Source organism: Roseovarius aestuariivivens (assembly GCF_004761875.1).
Lineage (GTDB): Bacteria > Pseudomonadota > Alphaproteobacteria > Rhodobacterales > Rhodobacteraceae > Roseovarius > Roseovarius aestuariivivens.
The window spans coordinates 111,770-129,051 of the sequence record NZ_SJEY01000012.1; the positions used below are offsets into that span (position 1 = coordinate 111,770).

The 17,282-nt window shown below is 55.0% G+C and carries 16 protein-coding genes and 2 pseudogenes; 10 read left to right on the top strand and 8 right to left on the bottom strand.

All coding sequences use genetic code 11. The annotated features are described in order from the left end of the window. The first annotated feature begins 48 nt into the window (after positions 1-48). The gene (locus tag EZV60_RS17235; RefSeq protein ID WP_135506998.1) at positions 49-606 is read left to right on the top strand and encodes a hypothetical protein; all 558 of its coding nucleotides are present in this window, start codon (positions 49-51) and stop codon (positions 604-606) included. 71 nt (positions 607-677) lie between these two features. On the opposite strand, the gene EZV60_RS17240 is transcribed toward EZV60_RS17235, so the two are convergent. Together EZV60_RS17240 and EZV60_RS17245 are read right to left on the bottom strand one after the other, a co-directional pair. After that, on the bottom strand, positions 678-2,441 hold the full coding sequence (locus tag EZV60_RS17240; protein WP_280952606.1) for a tetratricopeptide repeat protein: 1,764 nt from the start codon (positions 2,439-2,441) through the stop codon (positions 678-680). Positions 2,442-2,456: 15 nt separating this feature from the next. Then, positions 2,457-3,101, bottom strand: coding sequence for a GNAT family N-acetyltransferase (locus tag EZV60_RS17245; RefSeq protein WP_135507002.1), 645 nt, complete (start codon positions 3,099-3,101; stop codon positions 2,457-2,459). A 346-nt stretch (positions 3,102-3,447) separates the two neighbouring features. On the opposite strand from EZV60_RS17245, the pseudogene EZV60_RS17250 reads away from it, so the two are divergent. From EZV60_RS17250 to EZV60_RS17260, 3 genes and pseudogenes are all read left to right on the top strand, one after another. Then, a pseudogene (locus tag EZV60_RS17250) lies at positions 3,448-3,562 on the top strand (IS5/IS1182 family transposase); the annotation flags it as partial. Positions 3,563-3,969: 407 nt separating this feature from the next. After that, the gene (locus EZV60_RS17255) at positions 3,970-4,467 is read left to right on the top strand and encodes a hypothetical protein (protein WP_135507004.1); all 498 of its coding nucleotides are present in this window, start codon (positions 3,970-3,972) and stop codon (positions 4,465-4,467) included. Between the two features lie 310 nt (positions 4,468-4,777). After that, positions 4,778-5,245: a thiol-disulfide oxidoreductase DCC family protein gene (locus EZV60_RS17260; RefSeq protein WP_342588812.1), complete on the top strand. Its 468-nt coding sequence runs from the start codon at positions 4,778-4,780 to the stop codon at positions 5,243-5,245. 173 nt (positions 5,246-5,418) lie between these two features. Here EZV60_RS17260 and htpX read toward each other — a convergent pair whose 3' ends face one another. Beyond that, positions 5,419-6,342 carry a zinc metalloprotease HtpX gene (gene htpX, locus EZV60_RS17265; RefSeq protein ID WP_135507007.1) on the bottom strand — a complete coding sequence of 308 codons (924 nt, stop codon included), beginning with the start codon at positions 6,340-6,342 and terminating at the stop codon, positions 5,419-5,421. A 221-nt stretch (positions 6,343-6,563) separates the two neighbouring features. Here htpX and EZV60_RS17270 point away from each other — a divergent pair. Then, positions 6,564-6,818 (top strand): annotated as a pseudogene (locus tag EZV60_RS17270) (IS5/IS1182 family transposase); the annotation flags it as partial. 424 nt (positions 6,819-7,242) lie between these two features. Here the strand turns inward: EZV60_RS17270 and EZV60_RS17275 are convergent. After that, positions 7,243-7,629, bottom strand: coding sequence for a hypothetical protein (locus EZV60_RS17275; protein WP_135507009.1), 387 nt, complete (start codon positions 7,627-7,629; stop codon positions 7,243-7,245). A gap of 349 nt (positions 7,630-7,978) precedes the next feature. Then, positions 7,979-9,163 carry a hypothetical protein gene (locus tag EZV60_RS17280; RefSeq protein ID WP_135507011.1) on the bottom strand — a complete coding sequence of 395 codons (1,185 nt, stop codon included), beginning with the start codon at positions 9,161-9,163 and terminating at the stop codon, positions 7,979-7,981. A gap of 475 nt (positions 9,164-9,638) precedes the next feature. Between EZV60_RS17280 and EZV60_RS17285 the strand changes: the two genes are divergently transcribed. Beyond that, positions 9,639-10,730: a tyrosine-type recombinase/integrase gene (locus tag EZV60_RS17285; RefSeq protein ID WP_135507013.1), complete on the top strand. Its 1,092-nt coding sequence runs from the start codon at positions 9,639-9,641 to the stop codon at positions 10,728-10,730. A 173-nt stretch (positions 10,731-10,903) separates the two neighbouring features. On the opposite strand, the gene EZV60_RS17290 is transcribed toward EZV60_RS17285, so the two are convergent. Both EZV60_RS17290 and EZV60_RS17295 read right to left on the bottom strand, forming a co-directional pair. Beyond that, positions 10,904-11,272 carry a thiol-activated cytolysin C-terminal domain-containing protein gene (locus EZV60_RS17290; protein WP_135507015.1) on the bottom strand — a complete coding sequence of 123 codons (369 nt, stop codon included), beginning with the start codon at positions 11,270-11,272 and terminating at the stop codon, positions 10,904-10,906. A gap of 784 nt (positions 11,273-12,056) precedes the next feature. Then, positions 12,057-12,353, bottom strand: a complete 297-nt coding sequence (locus tag EZV60_RS17295; protein WP_210115120.1) for a hypothetical protein — start codon at positions 12,351-12,353, stop codon at positions 12,057-12,059. Positions 12,354-12,624: 271 nt separating this feature from the next. Here EZV60_RS17295 and EZV60_RS17300 point away from each other — a divergent pair, with 271 nt between their 5' ends. Next, complete coding sequence (locus EZV60_RS17300; RefSeq protein WP_425353573.1) at positions 12,625-14,508, top strand: SLC13 family permease; 1,884 nt, start codon at positions 12,625-12,627, stop codon at positions 14,506-14,508. Positions 14,509-14,603: 95 nt separating this feature from the next. On the opposite strand, the gene EZV60_RS17305 is transcribed toward EZV60_RS17300, so the two are convergent. Continuing rightward, entirely contained in the window at positions 14,604-15,089 is a 486-nt protein-coding gene (locus tag EZV60_RS17305) for a flavodoxin family protein (protein ID WP_135507033.1), read from the bottom strand. Positions 15,090-15,341: 252 nt separating this feature from the next. On the opposite strand from EZV60_RS17305, the gene EZV60_RS17310 reads away from it, so the two are divergent. The 3 genes from EZV60_RS17310 (at position 15,342) to EZV60_RS17320 (ending at position 17,186) form a co-directional block, all read left to right on the top strand. Then, entirely contained in the window at positions 15,342-16,313 is a 972-nt protein-coding gene (locus EZV60_RS17310; RefSeq protein ID WP_167853557.1) for a hypothetical protein, read from the top strand. A gap of 97 nt (positions 16,314-16,410) precedes the next feature. Next, a complete protein-coding gene (locus tag EZV60_RS17315; RefSeq protein ID WP_135507019.1) occupies positions 16,411-16,629 on the top strand; it encodes a helix-turn-helix transcriptional regulator in 219 nt (72 codons plus the stop codon). After that, positions 16,605-17,186 (top strand): helix-turn-helix domain-containing protein, encoded by a 582-nt coding sequence (locus tag EZV60_RS17320; protein ID WP_167853568.1) that lies wholly within the window; start codon positions 16,605-16,607, stop codon positions 17,184-17,186. The genes EZV60_RS17315 and EZV60_RS17320 overlap by 25 nt, the downstream gene beginning before the upstream one ends. Positions 17,187-17,282 lie beyond the last annotated feature (96 nt).

The following is a 17,282-nucleotide window of genomic DNA, read 5'->3' on the forward strand; positions in this document are numbered from 1 at the left end:
TGTTGTTTGTGGCAATCTACCGTTAACGAATTTAAGAAAGAGGACGTTATGTCAGAGTCATTGTTGAGTTTTTCAGAAGTGCTTTTGTTCGGCAGAATTCTTGATGATCTTGTCTACCAACGCCGGGCACCGAAAACGCTTGGTGACAACAAGCATCTGGACGAGCAGTTCGCGTTGGCCGAAAACAAGGAACTCGGGCAATTGCCCGGCTTCGCCAAGATCTACGGATTTGCCTGGGAAGGTAAGTATTTCGACCTGCCGGAACCCGTAATCTTTCTCGTACACGGCGACGGTGTGAGCGCCACCGACGGGGATCTGCCCGGGAATCTCGCATCACGCGCGCCCAACGACCCGTCAAAGAGCGGGGTTGCGGCCGCCGACTTTCAAATCGCGAACGACATCCGGGTCTGGAGCTATGACAAGGCCGATCAGAGCATGCGCATGGATGTTTCGACCGGCATGTTCGAGCAAATCCTGCTGGAAGCGTATTTCGCCCATGACGGCGCCGGCGTGAGCGGGGCGAAGGTCAGTGGCGCTAAGGTAAGCGGAGCCAAGGTGAGCGGTGCGAAGGTCAGCGGCGCCAAGGCGCGCGGATCCGGGGACTGAACCGGGAAGCGGGCCGCGCTGAATGAACGGCGGTGTGCCGAAAGAAGGCGTGTGCACTGCTGGCCGACCGATCAGAACCCCGCTTTCTTCAGCCCTTCCAGAAAGTGCTGCGTATCCTCTTCAAGGCGGTCGGGAATGATCTGTTCCCAATGTTTTAGCGAAAAGTTCGGATGCACCGTGCGGTGCTTCTCGGCGATCTTGCGTGCAAGTTCGACCTGGCCCAGCTGCGCATAACTTGCCGCCAGCATCCGCTGACCCTCCGTCGGGTTGTTCATCTTGCTGACGGTTTCGATAACCGCGTCATATTGCTTGAGATTGTAGTATGCCCCGCCAAGATGCCAAAGGTACTGGTCCGGAAAGAACGGGTTCAATCGCATAGCCCGCTGCAGGTGCCGGATCGCTGCCTCGTTCTGTCCGGAATGCGCCAGAGCGTCGGCATAATCCGACAGCAGATCGGCATCGTTCGGATTTAGCTTGAGCGCACGATCATACGCCCCGAGCGCTGCATCGTGTTCCTTTCGGTAAAGGTGTACGAAACCGAGTTCGCCGAAGGCACGTGCATCCGTGGGATCAAGGTCGGCGGCCCGACGGGCATAGGAAAGTGCGGTGTCGAGTGTCTGATCGCCGTCCTCGTTCCAGGAGTAGCGCCAGTCGATGTTCAGGGTCCGCGACAAGGCCGCTGAGGCACGGGCATATTTCCCATCCAGTGACAAAGCCTGCTCGTAGAGCATGCGCGCATGCTCGTTATCTCGCCGCGTATATTTGAAGATTAGCTGTTGTGCACGAAGCACGAAGCCATAGGCTGCAAGGTCGGATGGGATTGACGCACTGAACCGGCGACGTTCCTCTGTCTCGACCAGGACCGCGGCCGCCCCGACGATGGACTCGGTCATTTCGTCCTGGATCTCGAAGATGTCTTCCTGATCGCGATCATAGCTCTCGCCCCAGATCGTACGAGACGAATCGGTATCGATCAGCTCGACCTTGATCCGCAGCTTCGTCTTGGCGCGCTGAACGCTGCCGCGCACGACATAGCGCACACCCAGTTTCGTCGCTGCTTTGCTCGGGGGCAGGTTCTCTGCTCTGAACGCGAAGCTCGTGTTCCGGTTGATGACGAACAGGTTCTTGAACTTGGAGAGCGCAAGAATGATGTCTTCGGTCAATCCTTCCGCAAACCAGCTCTCGGAGCTGTCTCCACTGTGGATCGTGAAAGGAAGAACGGCGATTGAAGGCGTATCGGGCCGGCCAAACTCCATCGACGGCGCCGAAGGCCGAACCGTGGCCGCCATGGTCGCGCCCTCGACTTCGGTGCGGATGCAGAAGATGGGGACCGGCTGCTCAATGTTCTTGAGCATCTGCGGGCCAAGAAACTCGTAGCCTAGCCGCAGTTTGTTGCGCACCTGTTCGTACACGCTGGAACTGACGAAAACTCGCCCGGGTTCTGCGATCTCCTGCAATCGCGCCGCTATGTTGACGATGTCGCCGTGAATGCCTCTGTCGTCGAGCAGGAATTCCCCAAGGTGGATCCCGACGCGAAAACTGATCCGCTGGTCCAGGGGTTTGGCGGCATTGCTGCCCTCCGTGATCCCCTGCAATTCCACGCCGAAAAGTACCGCGTCGGTCGCTGTGTCGAACCGGGCGAGGATACCGTCACCCTTGACGTCGACAAACTGGCCACCGTGTTCGAGACACGAAGCTTCAAGCCGTTCCAAAAGAGCGCGCAAGGCCTTGTAGGTGTCAATCTCGTTACGTCCCATGAGTCGGGAATACCCGACGACATCGGCGAACAAGACAGCCCCGAGCCGCTGTCGGAAAGTAGGTTGCTTCGGGTTCAACTATTCGGCTTTCATTCAGAGCGTTGCAGATCTGTGCGGTGGCCACTTTGATGCCGAAGTCGTCCCATCGCCAAACGAGATCACAGTTTCTTCTCCAAGTTCCTCTGCCAGGCCGTCCCGCCGAACGTTCCATTTCTCCGCCAAGAGACCGACGACGATCATGTCGTGAAACTTCCCGCCAGAAAACCAAGCCTGCCGCATCGTGCCCTCGACTTCGAAGCCGGCCTGACTTGTCAGATCGCGGCTGCCAGCGTTGTCCTGGCGATAGAAGGATGTCACCCGGTTCAAACCGAGTTGCCGAAATGCGAAATCCAGTATGAGCGCAGAGGCCCGAATGCCAACCCCCTGCCGCCGATTCGCATGGTCGACATAGAGCGCGATGACCGCGTCCCGGTTGATGGGCGAAATGCGTTCAAGGCCTATGATACCCGCAACTCCGCCGGGCTCGGACGTGATCGTGAACCAACACCTGTCGTCCGCGGCGTGGGGCATGTCCGACATGTTCCACAGCCTCTCGCAAGTAGCCAGATCGTAAGGCGCGCGCGCGTTGCGATCAAAAAGCGCCAGATCTCCCACGTCCTGAAACCAGCGTGTGATGGAATTCAGGTCGGGCTTCTCCAATGGTCGCAATGCAAAGGATTTAGAAATATTGTCAGGCATGCGTCAAAACCAATCAACAAAGTTTGTATAGGACAGAGTAGCACAAAGTTTGTGCAATCAAACAAACTGCTTTGCTCAACACCACCTTGTTTCTGATCCGGGCTTTAGCGCTCGAACCACGTACGGATAGCTAGAGTATGTACCGTGCCCGAACCCGGAGGAAGCTGCAAAACAGGGCCAGCCACAAACATTCTCTTGGGGGTCGAAGCAATGGCGGCACAAGAAATAATTGCCAAGTGTAAGAAATGTGGTGCGGACGAAGCAAACCCCGCGCCAAAACGAGGGTCAGGATCGATTGATTTTTACGGGGATGCGTATTTCGCCGACCGAAAACTGAAAGCTGAAAATGTCTGATATCTTAAGGCTGTCCGACGCGCAGATGACGCGTCTTGCGCCCTATTTTCCTAAAGTCCCACGGCGAGCCGCGCGTCGATGACCGACGCGTGCTAAGCGGGATTATCCACGGCAGGCTCAAGGACTGGCGGCACGTCGCAAGCCGATACGACAGATGCCAAAGAGAACCTCTCTGAGCCATCGCACTCGCGGCAACCGTCATCTATCGATTATGAGTCCAGACCCCAAAAGTTTGCAAAACATGTGAGCCAGGTCACAACTTTCAATATTCATTTGGTTCATGATGGTTCTTGGGATGACAGTACTTATTGCTAAGTGCTTGGAGCAAAGCCGTAGAATTCACAGGGCATCAAACCAAGCCACGTCTTCGAGTATTGTGTCGGTTAGCCCAAAGGGCCGAATTTTGTAGACCTTAGGTGCCGTTATTCTCGGGGTGATGCGCCAAGTATATCACCCTGTGTGCCGGTTGAACTCAATTTAAATTTCAAAACTCATTAATAGAAGGAGGTGCATAATGCGTACCTTTGGCATTCTGAACTTCACTGCGGCCACCTCGCTTGCCGCTTTCATGTCTCTTGGCTCGGCTCAGGTCCTGGCAGAGCATAACCCAAGTGAGATACCTGGCCTGGACGACTCGAAGCCGTGGCTGACTGCTGAGCGCGACCGTGGTGAAGTGTGTGAAGTCGATGACCCGCGTCCACGCATGACAACTGTGAGCGAAAAAAATGAAGTCTGCGCCATCGACAATCCGACGCCATGGCTGGCCGCAGGCGAACGCGACCCGGGCGACGTGCCCGGCATCGACAATCCGACGCCATGGCTGGCCGCAGGCGAACGCGACCCGGGCGACGTGCCCGGCATCGACAACCCGACGCCGTGGCTGGCCGCAGGCGAGCGCGACCCGGGCGACGTGCCCGGCATCGACAACCCGACGCCGTGGCTGGCCGCAGGGGAGCGCGACCCGGGCGACATGCCCGGCATCGACAATCCGACGCCCTGGCTGGCCGCCTAATCGCGATGGGCTGCAGACCCCATCGCAAGGAAAGCATGCGGCGTCCGTTTGGGCGCCGCAGCCACTTAGAGCGCGCTCTCAAAAAAACTACAGGGTTAAAGCCTAAGGCCTTTCCGGATACTGTGAAATCAGCGTGTTCTCAACCTGATATGCCGCGAAGCTGCAAGCAAGTTTTGCACTTGAGGATTTCTGTTTTATCCGCCTTCGGAAAAGCTGAAAAACGCGCTCCTTTGGGTCTGCACCTTTGCAATCGGCGCTCCGTTGCGGCCTGGTAAGAAACGGCGCATGCTTGAACCAAAGCGCATTGGAGATGAGCATGGCGGAACTCTTGACGAAAAGAGCCTATTCATATCGAGAGGATCCAGCGGTACCTGCTTTCGATGACAGCGGTCGTATCGCGGTCATGGATGGCGACTGCGCACTTTGCTCCTGGGGCGCAAAGAAAATTGCAAGGCTCGATAAAGGTGAGACGTTTCGCATCTGTCCCGTCCAGTCGACAACCGGCGATGCTCTTGTGCGCCATTATGGCTTGGACCCGACGGCCCCCGAGACGTGGCTGTTTCTAGAGAACGGGCTGGCATGGTCGGGCATGGAAGCGATCATTCGAATTGGCGGGAGGCTAGGTGGGGTCGGCAAGCTCGCCACGCTGTTGCGGGTCTTCCCGCGCGGGTTTCGCGAATGGCTGTATCGCCTGATTGCCCGCAATCGGTACCGCTTTGGCAAGTCCGACATCTGCGCGACGCCCGACGAGGCTCTTCGGCGCAGACTGATGACCTGAGAATTCTGCGCGTGCCGTTTGGTCAAAGGTTTGAATTCGGCTCCTCCCGAAGGCTCTGTAAAAGTGCTATCCAATCACTGTCTGAAAATGACGGCCATCATCGCGTGGTGGCCCTGTGAATTTGGGGATTCAAGGGTCCCTTTGGCTTGCATCCTAACTTCTGCGGGATGACTTCAGGACCAAGGTCCTGTGCGGTCACCTTTTCGCGTATGGGGAATGCGGCTTTGGGAGGTCGGCCGCGTGGCTCTGGTTGAGGCTTCACGAGACTGTTGTGCTATAGCGCGCAGGGCGCGCACGCGGTTCTCGGTCGCGGGGTGAGTCGCGAAAAGACTGTCGTGATTGTGTGCGTGCAGCGGGTTGATGATGAACATGTGCGCCGTTGCCGGATTGCGCTCGGCCGCGTCGTTGTCGATCTGGGCCGCTCCCACGGCGATTTTCTCAAGCGCAGAGGCCAACCAAAGCGGTTGGCCACAAATCTCGGCACCGGCCTTATCGGCCGCATATTCCCGTGTTCGGCTGATCGCCATCTGCACTAATGCAGCGGCGAGCGGCGCCAGGATCATCAAGAGAATCGTGCCTAGAAGCCCGGCCCGTTCGCGCGAGCCGCCGAAAAAGAGCGCGAAGTTCGCCAGCATCGAAATCGCCCCGGCGAAGGTGGCGGTAACGGTCATGATCGTAGTGTCGTGGTTACGGATATGCGCCAGTTCGTGTGCAATCACGCCTGCCAATTCCTCGCGGCTCAGACTTTGGATTAGGCCCGAGGTTACGGCCACCGCGGCGTTGGACGGGTTTCTGCCCGTGGCGAAGGCATTCGGTTGTGGTGTGTCGATCAGGTAGACCTCTGGATCGGGCAGACCTGCATTTCGTGCGAGTTCTACTGTCATAGAATGCAGTCCAAGCCGATCACCCCGCGTCACGGCTTGCGCATTATGCATGCGCAGAACCATTTTGTCCGAGTTCCACCAAGCGAAAACGTTCATGGCCGCGGCAACCACTAGCGCGATCACAGCGCCGCCGGATCCACCGAGCAGGTAGCCCACGCCCATAAAGAGCGCGGTCATTGCCGCCATCAGCATTGCTGTCTTGGTATAACCCATGTTCGCCTCCGGGAGTATAGGTCTTTGCCACAGCGGAAATATGGGTGGGTTTCCGGTTGGTACAAGCAACTGCAGGGTGCGCCGTACAATCGGCTTGAAAAGGCGCAGAGTTCAAACAAAACGAAAGCGTAAAAACTGCTCTAGCGCCAGGACAGATTGATTTCTAAAGGGTTGCGTGTTTCACCGCCCTAAAACTGAGCGGTGAACATGTCTGATATCTTCTGGCCGCCAAACACGGCGAGGAGAAGATGGTCATGATCGATACGACTTATCTCAAAGCACACCGGACCGCGACCAGCCTGGCCGCGAAAAAGGGGCGTGGCCGCCTCATTGGCCGGACCAAGGGTGGCATGAACACCAAGCTGCACGCGGTCTAAGATAGCGATGGCCTCCCGCTCAGCCTCTTCGTGGCCGCCGGACAGGCCAGCGACGACGTCGGCGCACAGGTTCTGTTATGCAGCCTGCCGGATACCGACGACCGGCACCAGAAACCATCGTTCCAGTGGACCCAAGGCCGACGATGCACTAAAAATCAAACCGGACCAGTCAGATCAGGCTGCTCATCCGATCAGTCCTGAGTCTCACAGGCCATTTGAAACGCGTTGCCGACGTCAAATAAGGCTCGATTATGCGCCTGAGATCCTGGCAGAGAAGGCGGACACCGGCCATTCGCTGCGAGCGCGACCGACCCCAATTATGCCGACTACTTCGAATAAATCAGAGAAAAAACCGCGAACGCAGAAGCGCGGTATTAAGGAACGCAGTCTCTAGTCACGAGCGAATTTCACGCTGACAGGAATAGCCGCTCTTACAGGATTGCATCAAATCGACGCTGCATGAAGGATTGCCTCAGTGCTTGAACTTATACAAGTTCGGATCCGCTTGACCGCACAACGTGGGTCACTCCTTCAATTCCTCCGGCTCATTCAATCCATTAGGCTGGAGGATGACTCCTCGCTGAACGACAAAAATTCCCGATCTATAAAATGATTTTCGGATGGATTGTTGGTCCTCCTTCTGAGGACTGTTGGGCGGATAGTTCCGATTTTTGATAAGCTCGTCAGTCTGCGCACGTAACTCATACCGATAGACACCGTCCGAAGACGCGCCGGATAGCTCATAAACCGGCGTGCCTTGCGCTGAAAATACATCTCTGATTTCCCCGTCAGGGCTCGCGACCCGCAGATTTGCGTTATCCAACCCGATCCAGTTTTCAAACCAGACCGCACTCGAGTTATTTCTCTGAACAGGATCAGGACTGTCTGCCGATCCTGCCGTGGCGGACATCAGACACAAGACTGCAAGAAACGAGCAACAAGCCTTCAAAAGAAGCCCTCCTGGCCATACCCTTTTCGCGAACCTCACGCGGGCTAAACGCTAAGTAATTTACGGCTTTGAAGCAATGAAAATTGGGACGCAATGCGACGAGTGAAACCCGTATCGGGACGTTCGAACCACGTCATTCTGACTACTACGAAAATGGAGGACTGTCGGTCTCCAGAGGTCCCGGCTTCGTAAAGCGGGGCTTGGGTTCTTCGTCCGGGACGGCTTCATCAAAACTCTCGAGTTTCCGAAGACAGGCGAGAAAAAGCACGACGGGCGCCACTCTGGGTCTGTGGAAAATCTGGCCCGGCGGCTATTCCTCCAATTGAAGCAGCACGGCCTCAATACGTGATAGGCGGGCCGCCAGTGCAGTATTCCGGGCAGTCAGCTCGGCGATCTGTTTTTGCTGATCATCGATATAGATATGGGCGTGTTCCAGCTCGTTGAGGATGTTTCCCAGCTTTTCTGCAACATTCATCGGCGCGCCCGGTACCGTCGGCCCGACTGCGGGCAGATGCCCCTTCTCCCACATCAGCGCGGCATGTTCCTCAATCGACAGTCGCTCGAAATCTCCATCGAATACCGTATCGCATCCGCTGGCGCAGGTCGGGCCGCCGGTGGTCAACGTGCCATCCACGATCACGTCGCCGTTGGCATTGAGCCGCATTTCCGGCCCATCGCCATCGACAATGTTGTACCGGAACTCGCCCGTGCCCAACGGGCCTTGGGTAAAGACGACATCTGCGGATTGGTTTTTTCCTGCGCCAGTGGCAGTGATGCGGAAAAAACTGAAGGTTTCATCGTCGCTCACTTCCAGCGGAGCATCGGGTGTGCGTGTGCCTAGGCCGATATACCCATTCTCTGCAGCATAAAACGCTCCGTTTGGCGCTCCCGCTCGTATTTCGAACGGAATGTCGGCGGTCTGTGGGTCATAGACATAAAGCCCGAATGAATTGCCTCGCAGATCCCAAGCATAGGCTGTGCCGCCATTGTCTTCGAGCCGAATGCCAGCCTCGCCAGACCGGGTTATATGCAGCCGTTGCTGCGGCAAGGCGGTGCCGAGCCCGACATTACCGGTGTCATCAAGCCAGAGCGTATTATCCGGTGTACCTCCGTCAATAGTGAAGGGAAATGTACCCCCATCGATGTCTTGTACGGCAAACTTGCTAACAGTGAAGTCGTTGATGACCAGACGCCAATCGTTGCTGGAGATGCCAGCCGACGAGGAACTGTCCTCGAAGAGAATGTCGGGTTCGCTCCATTTCAGCCGCAGGGGACCTTGTTCGAAGGGTTCCGACCCGTCACACGAAGGGCCGAGGCAGGCGCGACCGTTGAAGGTGTTGTTTGACCCGTTGAAAAAATTTGTCCCAGACCCGTTCTGAGTAATGCTGCCCGATAGAGTCAGATCGGCTCCAGACAGGTTTTGCGCTGTGAGAGGAGAAGCAGCTGTTGTCAGGACAAAAGCAATCTGCGAAATGCAGCGGAGGAAGAAATTCATGTTTGAAGTCCCTTTCTTATAAAAGCGTAAGATCGGACCACTGAAGCCCGCCGACAATCTAGCCCATACGCTCTGTGCCGTCCAAGATCACATGACACCTTACCTTGCTGTTAGCTCAACTTGGTTTGATACGAATTGTGTGCGTCTTCAAACAACTCGGGTCGACTGAGCGTATCAGCCGCACAGCGAAGGACCGCTTTTGCGAGCGGCGGCGCAACCTTCGCATGTCTAAGTCAACGGCAGCATTGAGCCGTTCGCGACGCGGCCCTTGACCCTTTTATCTGCATGAAATATTGGTCTGCAACGTTGAGCGGGCGTTGTGTAATGGTAAGACCTCAGCCTTCCAAGGAAGCGTTGTGAGTTTCACGGAGTATCGTGCTCTTGCTAGGCGTTTCATTTTATTGAATTATATAGCGCATTAGGTTTCATCCTGTATCGCCTCTTATCATGCTGTTCCCGACAAAAAGCCGACAAAATGCCAAAGCTCACAGAAACCTTCGCACGTAAGGTTCCGCCGACAAAACAGGGCACCGCCAAGCACTGGGACAACGAGGTCAAAGGCCTTGTCCTGTTCGTCGGCAAGAAATCAAAGACCTGGTACTTCCAGAAAGACGTGGGCGGCCAAACACGCCGCATTCTCATCGGCCGATATCCGGTGATCTCGGCCGATGCTGCGCGTCAAACCGCACTCGGCTATGCGCTGGAGTGGGGCAGGGGCGCTGGCAAGAAAGTTCAGATTGGCGCTCCAACGCTTCGGGTGGCCATGGAGGCCTATCTCGCGCGACCCAAGTTGCGGTCCGACACGCACAAGATATCGGTTCGGCAGCAGTTCGAACTGCATCTGAAAGACTGGCTGCGCTTGCCGCTGGATGAAATCACGAAAGCCATGGTGGCGGAGCGACACCGCTCCATGGCGGCGACGCCGTCCGCAGCAAATCACACGCTGAAATACTTCCGGAGTGTCTGGAACCATGCGCGCAGGATCTATGACTTGCCCGAGTCCCCAACGATGGCGATCGAGTGGTTCGAGGAACGTCCCAATGGATCGATCATTTCAGACTTCAGGGCGTGGAGGCGAACGATCGATGAGCTCTACAATCCCATCCACGCGGTCTTCTACGAACTTCTGCTGTTCACCGGGCTGCGCAAGACAGAAGCGCTGACGCTCCAGTGGAAGCACGTTCATGAAGACCACCTACATCTGCCGATGACCAAAAACGGACGCAGTTTTGACCTGCCGATCCTTCAGTTGCATCACGAAATTCTGGCGCCAGTCCAAGGATTGCACCGCACCTGGGTCTTCCCGTCGCCGAAGTCGCCATCCGGACATGTCGAGGGCCCGCAGAGAATAAAGTGGTCGCCGCACGCGCATCGCAGGACCTTCGCCACCGTCGCGATGGAAGCGGGCGTTCTCGAAGAGGTGGTCGGGCGCCTGCTCAATCACACGCCGCAGTCAATCACCGGGCAGAGGTATACCAAGCCTTCACTCGATGCCTTGCGTCCCGCGATGGAAACCACATGCAAAGCGCTTCAAGCGAGACTTGGATCTATCGACGTGACATCATGAGAAGCAGTCGCCGAGCCTGTTGGAAAATCGTGTGAGACGGGGGCAGTCAGCGAAGAGGGGACGTTTTTTGGAAACGGTTTCGAAGTCGTTTGAGGGCGACACTTGGATCAAAGATCATGCCGGGGCTTCAAGGCCCCGACACAAGTCTCAATTAAAAGCTCGATCTTAGCGGATCACAGTCCGGAACACTTGGCGTTCAGCGTCGTGCCGGAAACTGTGACGTTCACATCTTGTGGAGCGTTAAAGCCCTTCTCGCAGACTGTTGACCAAGAGTTAATAAACCAGGCTTCTTGGACCGAGACGAAAACGTTCGTAGCGTCCTCCGGAGCGCGAATACACTTTTGAACCCCAGCCGTGAAATCGCCGGAATGATTGTGAATTTTCTTTCCGTTTTCCGTATAGTCCACCTCGAAGCGTGCTACGAAGCCGCCTTCGTTTTTGACACAGACTCTTGAGTCCGCAGCGTGAGACGCAGTCGGTATAGCCAAGGCGGCAGCAACAGCGAAAATGGCAGCCATAGGCAGTGCTCTGATCTTTGTCATGTAATCATTCTCCAAAATTGTTGGTTCATATATGTTACCCGCATCCTCAACTTCTCGTAAAAAGATAGTAGAATCATCAAGCAACACCTAAACGTTAACAATCTAAAGAAGTTATGACAAACTAAATACAGCTCTGGATGGTTTAAGCATGGGGGGGCGTAGACACAGTCGAGTGCTTACGTTGGTTTTCCTGGTCCATTGCCACTATCTGTGTGTTTTCTGACCTATCCGCTCTGTGGCGTTATGCTTATCAGGGAACCGGATCAAAAAATCGGCCCCCTGCCTTGGAGCAGAGGACCGTAAGAGATAAATGCTTGGGTTGTATACAGGCTTCGCGAAACGACTCATACGTTACCACAAAATCGCTCAAGAATCTTCTCCAACTTCCACCTTAGGGCGAAGCTAAGTCTTCCTTGAATGGTAGTAATATTTTCTTCACAGAATCTGTGGATATCTTCGTGGATGATCACGGCGCGGTAGCGATAAAACGAACGAAAACAACATTGTTTCGTATCTGCGCGCTATTTGTGCGTTTTGCGTAAGTGTCTGTTTTTGAATGCCAAAAAAACAGGTCAGTAAACCCTTGAAAATCGTAGCGCATGACCCGCAGCGCTCCTTTGTCAAGCTGCAATCCGCTTTGTGAATTCTTGTATCCGGCCTTGATACTTTCAAGACACTCGCAACCGGTCAGACAATATCGCAGGGATCATTTTTCGGCGTTTTCTTAGGTGCGTGACGGTGACGCCTTTTGAATTGGTGGTCTGATGATGAGCCGTCGTTGGCGCTATTGATCGGGTTCTTCTGGCAAAGACGCAAAAACTGCTTCTGCTTCGGCGTCACCGGTAAGGCTCAATACTTTCTGGCCGTCCTCCGCCTCCTCTACTTCGAGCCAGGCCTTTTCTCCTTCGAGCTCCACGAAGAACTTCCATTCGTCTTGCTCGATACATGCAACCACATCTTTCGGATCAAGCTGCCATTGTGTTTTCCCAAACAGCCTTTTCACCGTACCGCCGAGCTGTTGAACAGTCATTCCCGCTGTTCCGTTGGTTGCCGCCCAAGTAACTTGTGCTGCTACTGCCATGACACTCCTCCTATGGGTAAACATAACATAACCTAAGCTTTTTGTCAGGTCGGTCGGCGGGAAAAGAGCGGATGCCTGACGTAACTCACTATACAGAAGCGGATGGTCTCAAGGTGCTTGCGAAAGTAGCGAAACAGATTGCGCTTGCCTCTCCTGGCAGAAGCAAGTGGGCAGGGTTGGTTGCAAGCTCATCTCTCTGGCAACGCAAGATGAGCTCTAATTTGACTGGAAATCCGTTTGCTTCCACAATCGTCCGAAGAGGGAGGGCAGCTTGGAACCAGTCTTCTTCACGACCGAGATGGCGTTCGTCGTCGGGATGCTGCTGTTCACAGTGTTCCTTTTTGTATCCGAAATAATCCGCATCGACCTAGCTGCCATCCTCGTTTTGGTGCTGATTGGAATCTTTTCCTATGTCCCAGGTTTGGAAAACCTCGCAGATGTTCACCACCTTTTTGACGGTTTCGCTTCCAACGCCGTCATCTCGATCATCGCGGTCATGATCGTTGGCGCTGGCCTGGACCGAACCGGGATCATGAACAAAGTTGCTGCACAGATTTTGCGTTATGGCGGCGAGACCGAAGGACGTGTTGTGCCGATCGTATCAGGTACTGTGGGAGTTATTTCCAGCTTCCTGCAAAACGTCGGTGCCGCGGCACTGTTTGTGCCTGTTGTCAGCAGGATCTCCGCCCGCACGGGACTGCCGCTGTCACGGCTCCTCATGCCGATGGGCTTTTGTGCCATTCTCGGAGGCACGATGACGATGGTCGGTTCCTCGCCGCTCATTTTGCTCAATGACCTGATCGAGACCGCCAACGGCGGTCTTAGTCCGGAGCACCAGATGGAGGCTTTTTCACTGTTTTCGGTGACACCGATCGGCGCGGCGCTTGTTCTGACCGGTATTGCCTATTTCATGCTTCTGGGCCGATTTGTCCTTCCAGGTTCGTCCGGAAAGGTCGATGCCACGTCAGGGCAGGGCACATCGGAATACTTGCACCGGGTTTACGGTCTGACCGCGGATGTCTTTGAAGTGACCGTCCCGGAAGGAACGCCTCTTGAGAGGCAGCAACTTGCGGACATTAATCTGGAAAACAACCTTTACATCATCTCCACGTACTACCGCGGCAAGGTATCGATGGTACAGGTGCTGACCGCTGAAATCGCGACCCCCTGCCGTTTGGCGATCATAGGAAGGAGAGATGTCATCGAAGCCTTCTGCCAAAGCAACGGGCTCAAGTTACATGACCGTCTCGACGTGTTCGCTGAAGAATTCGCACCGACAAATGCGGGTATTGCAGAGGTCGTCATTCCGCCCGACTCAAAGGTAATTGGACAATCCCCGCGAGATCTACTTTTGCGCAAGATGACCGGTCTTTCGCTGCTTGCGATCCATCGTGGTGAAGAAACGATGAGCCATGTCGAAACGGAGGAACACGACGCCACGGCGATCGGATTGGTGAAATTTCAGGCAGGCGACATGCTCGTCGCCCATACGCGGTGGGATATGCTTGCTCGGCTGAAGTCGAACAGGGACTTTATCGTCGTCACCTCTGACTTTCCTCAGGAGGAACTTCGGCCTCAAAAGGTTGGCTGGGCCGTCGGGTTCTTCTTGTTGTCGCTCTCTCTCATTCTATTCACAGATATCCGGCTTTCGCTGTGCCTTCTCACGGGCGCTGTTGGTATGCTGCTCACGCGTGTCCTAAGCATTGACGAAGCCTATCGATCGGTCGGTTGGAACACAGTCTTTCTGTTGGCCAGTCTCATACCTCTTGGCCAGGCGGTACAAAACACCGGAACCGCCGAGTGGATCGCGCAACAAATCCTTACCTTGTTGGATGGTTGGCCGGTTTGGTCGTTGCAAGCAGGCATCGCCATCCTCGCGACTGTTTTCTCTCTTGTGATGTCCAATGTCGGCGCAACGGTGCTTCTCGTGCCGCTAGCCGTCTCAATCGCCGTCGCAACCGGGGCAAACCCCGCAGTCTTCGCACTAACTGTCGCGATCTCCACATCGAATTCGTTCATAATTCCAACGCATCAAGTGAATGCGCTTATAATGGGACCGGCCGGCTACAAGGTGATCGACTTTGTAAAGTCTGGAGGCGTTATGACAGTCTTATTCCTGGTCGTTTCTCTCATCATGCTCAACCTGGTTTATTGAGGGAAAATGAGATTTAAGCATTAAGCAGACGGAATCAGGCAAAAATGCGAGGACGCCGGAATTGCCATTCAGTTAAAGCCACGGGCCCTGCGATTTTAAAACATTCCCATAGCAAGACCAGCGGCTAGAGTCTGCCCGACATCGCGGCAACGATCCAACTCGGTCTCAGGAATTTGTTTGGGTGCGAGTATGTCTTCAGGCGTTTGGGCATGAGTACACAGGATCAATGGTTCTTGAACCGGACGCAATCGCCACCCTTGCGAGATACGGGCTATCTGGCGTGAGGCATTTTCGCCGTCGGATCCAGCACAGACCATTTGAGCATAAGCGCGCCCATCAATCCGACCTAGAACTGGATAATAACAGCGATCGAAGAAGTCTTTCATTACTCCGGAGATAGCAGCAAGGTTCTCTGGAGCACAAAATAGATACCCATCGGCTTCAATTATATCTTCGGGTCCAGTTTCATCTGCACGTTTGAGGCTTGTCTCGGTTTCACCGCGAGCCGTTTCGAAGGCGGCTTCAGCCATCTGTTCGCTTCCCCCGGTGCGCGAATGGTAGATAATGAGAAGCCTCGCCATAGTGAAAGGGTAATGGCATTCAGGTTCAAGGCCAAGAAGTCTTGAGTTTGTTAGTCCGCGTCTCGCCCGAAGCCGCGCTGCCGTCCTCAAAGCCGCCAAACAAGCCACGCCAAGAATTGTTGAATTCTGCACGTGGTCATGTGACGACTTTCTTCGCAGCGTCCGGCTCCCGAGCTTTGTTGTTGCTGTACCAGGTTCTGGCATGATTTTTGCACGTCGACCGAATAACGAATTAACAATCGGTGTTTTTGGATGATCGCAGTTATTCCAGTGGATGATCGCGGCAAGGTATCCGGCGAACCGCATACTCTGCCTGAGCGTCAAGCGCGAGACATGATCATGGCAGGACAGGCCATATTGCATCGCCGACAGGATGAGCCACCATGGATACTTCTGTCCGAGGCTCAAACGGCGCTGTCCGCTATGGACCGAATTGGACCGCCAGCGACCTCCGAAGCACTGAAGCAGATATCGAACTACCTACTGCCTTCAGGTGTTCGACAGACGACTGTCAATGGCGCTCATATCTCCTGGACGCATTCTTCGCCCCAAGGAGAACAGGCGTTCAGAAAGGCACTATTGGGGCCCGATGGTCCCGTTCCCGGGCTCTTGCGGCAGATCAGTGACGCATTGGGCAACCGTATCGCGCGTAAGAAATTGCTTACATTTGATCACGATCCATCACCAGAAGAGGTCGAGACACTCGGTCTTATCGAGTTGCCAGATCAAGAAGACGCGCAATGGCTGGACAAGTGGCGGTGCTACGCAATCGGCCGAGAGTGGTCAGAATTTCGGACGGCTTGCCTGGACTTGTCCATGGAACTCGGAGTGCTTCTGAAACTCGCGTTACGAGAAGGCCGCGTGCTTATTGTTGAAGAACTTTTCCCCGGCGGACGGCTTTTGCATCCGGATCGCTGGAAGGACGAGGAATATGATCCTGCAAATTATGTCAACGACTGGGTCTTACTGACCCGTGACCTGCCCAACGATTGGTTCGCAAAAAGGCCAAACAAGCTTGGGCGCCCCAAGGGAAGGGGCGGATATGCCGAGAAAGATGCGCCATTTGTAGATCTGATACTCCGTAAACTCGATGACGACAGCTCTGCGACCGTCCACGGGGCTGTGACCGTTGTAATCGACCAATATGGGCACGAAATCCCAGGCGCATCGTATGAAGCGAAAGTGAGAAGGTTGATGGAGCGCGTCAGCGCCCGGCGGGGTTAGCCGGAATTACGCTCAATAAATCTCAAATACCCTCAAATGCGAACCAGACCAAAGCCCGTGTAACTCGGGGTAACAGCAAGTTACCCGGAGGCATGGGATGTCAGAAAAAGAACAGTCCGACCTGAAGCTGCTAACCCGTTTGGAGGTCGAGGCGGAATACGGCATCGGTAAGCGGTATCTCGAAGTTGCGGCAACACGGAGCGAGGGGCCGGCATACATCAAGATCGGGCGGTCGGTACGGTATCGGCGTGAGGACCTTGAGCGATGGATCCTCGAGCAGCGGGTGGAAACTTGCGCGGCGCGTTCGACCAAGTGAAGAAGAAATCATCATATCACAAGCTCCTGAAGATCAACGATGCGGTCTGCGACAAGCAGCTGAAGGCATACGACAAGCTCGTGTTTGAACGACTTGTCTGGCGAGTCAATCCTGAGACGGGCGCATGCTTTCCATCTGTCGGACTGATCGCGGAAGAGCTTTCGATCACGGAGCGTGCCGTGCGGAAGTGCGTTGCTCGGCTTGAAGAGCATGGCTACGTCAAACGGTGCATTCACGCTGGGCGGACCAAGGCGAATGACTACCTGATCCCGGGTCTAAATACGGAACGTCTGTTCCTTGAAACCGGAACACAGGTTCCGAAAAACCGGAATGAAGGTTCCGCCCAAATAATAAAAGAAAGAAAAAAAGAAAAAGAGGCCAGCGAGGAGAAGGTGCCTGTCCAAAACCTCTCGCCCTCTAGCGAACGTGGCGTGAGTGAAAGCACGTTGGAAGGTCAGTTCCACAACCAACTGGTAGACGCACTCGGTGGTGGTCAGGATGCTTGGAGCGAGGTTCTGGACGTATCGGATGATGTCTTGGCCGACTTGGAGCGCTGAACCGCGCCGGGTTTGCCGGAGGCTCCAACTCCTGAGTAGGATGGAGCATCATGAGCAAGACAACGAACAAGTATTCCCCTGAAGTGCGCGAACGAG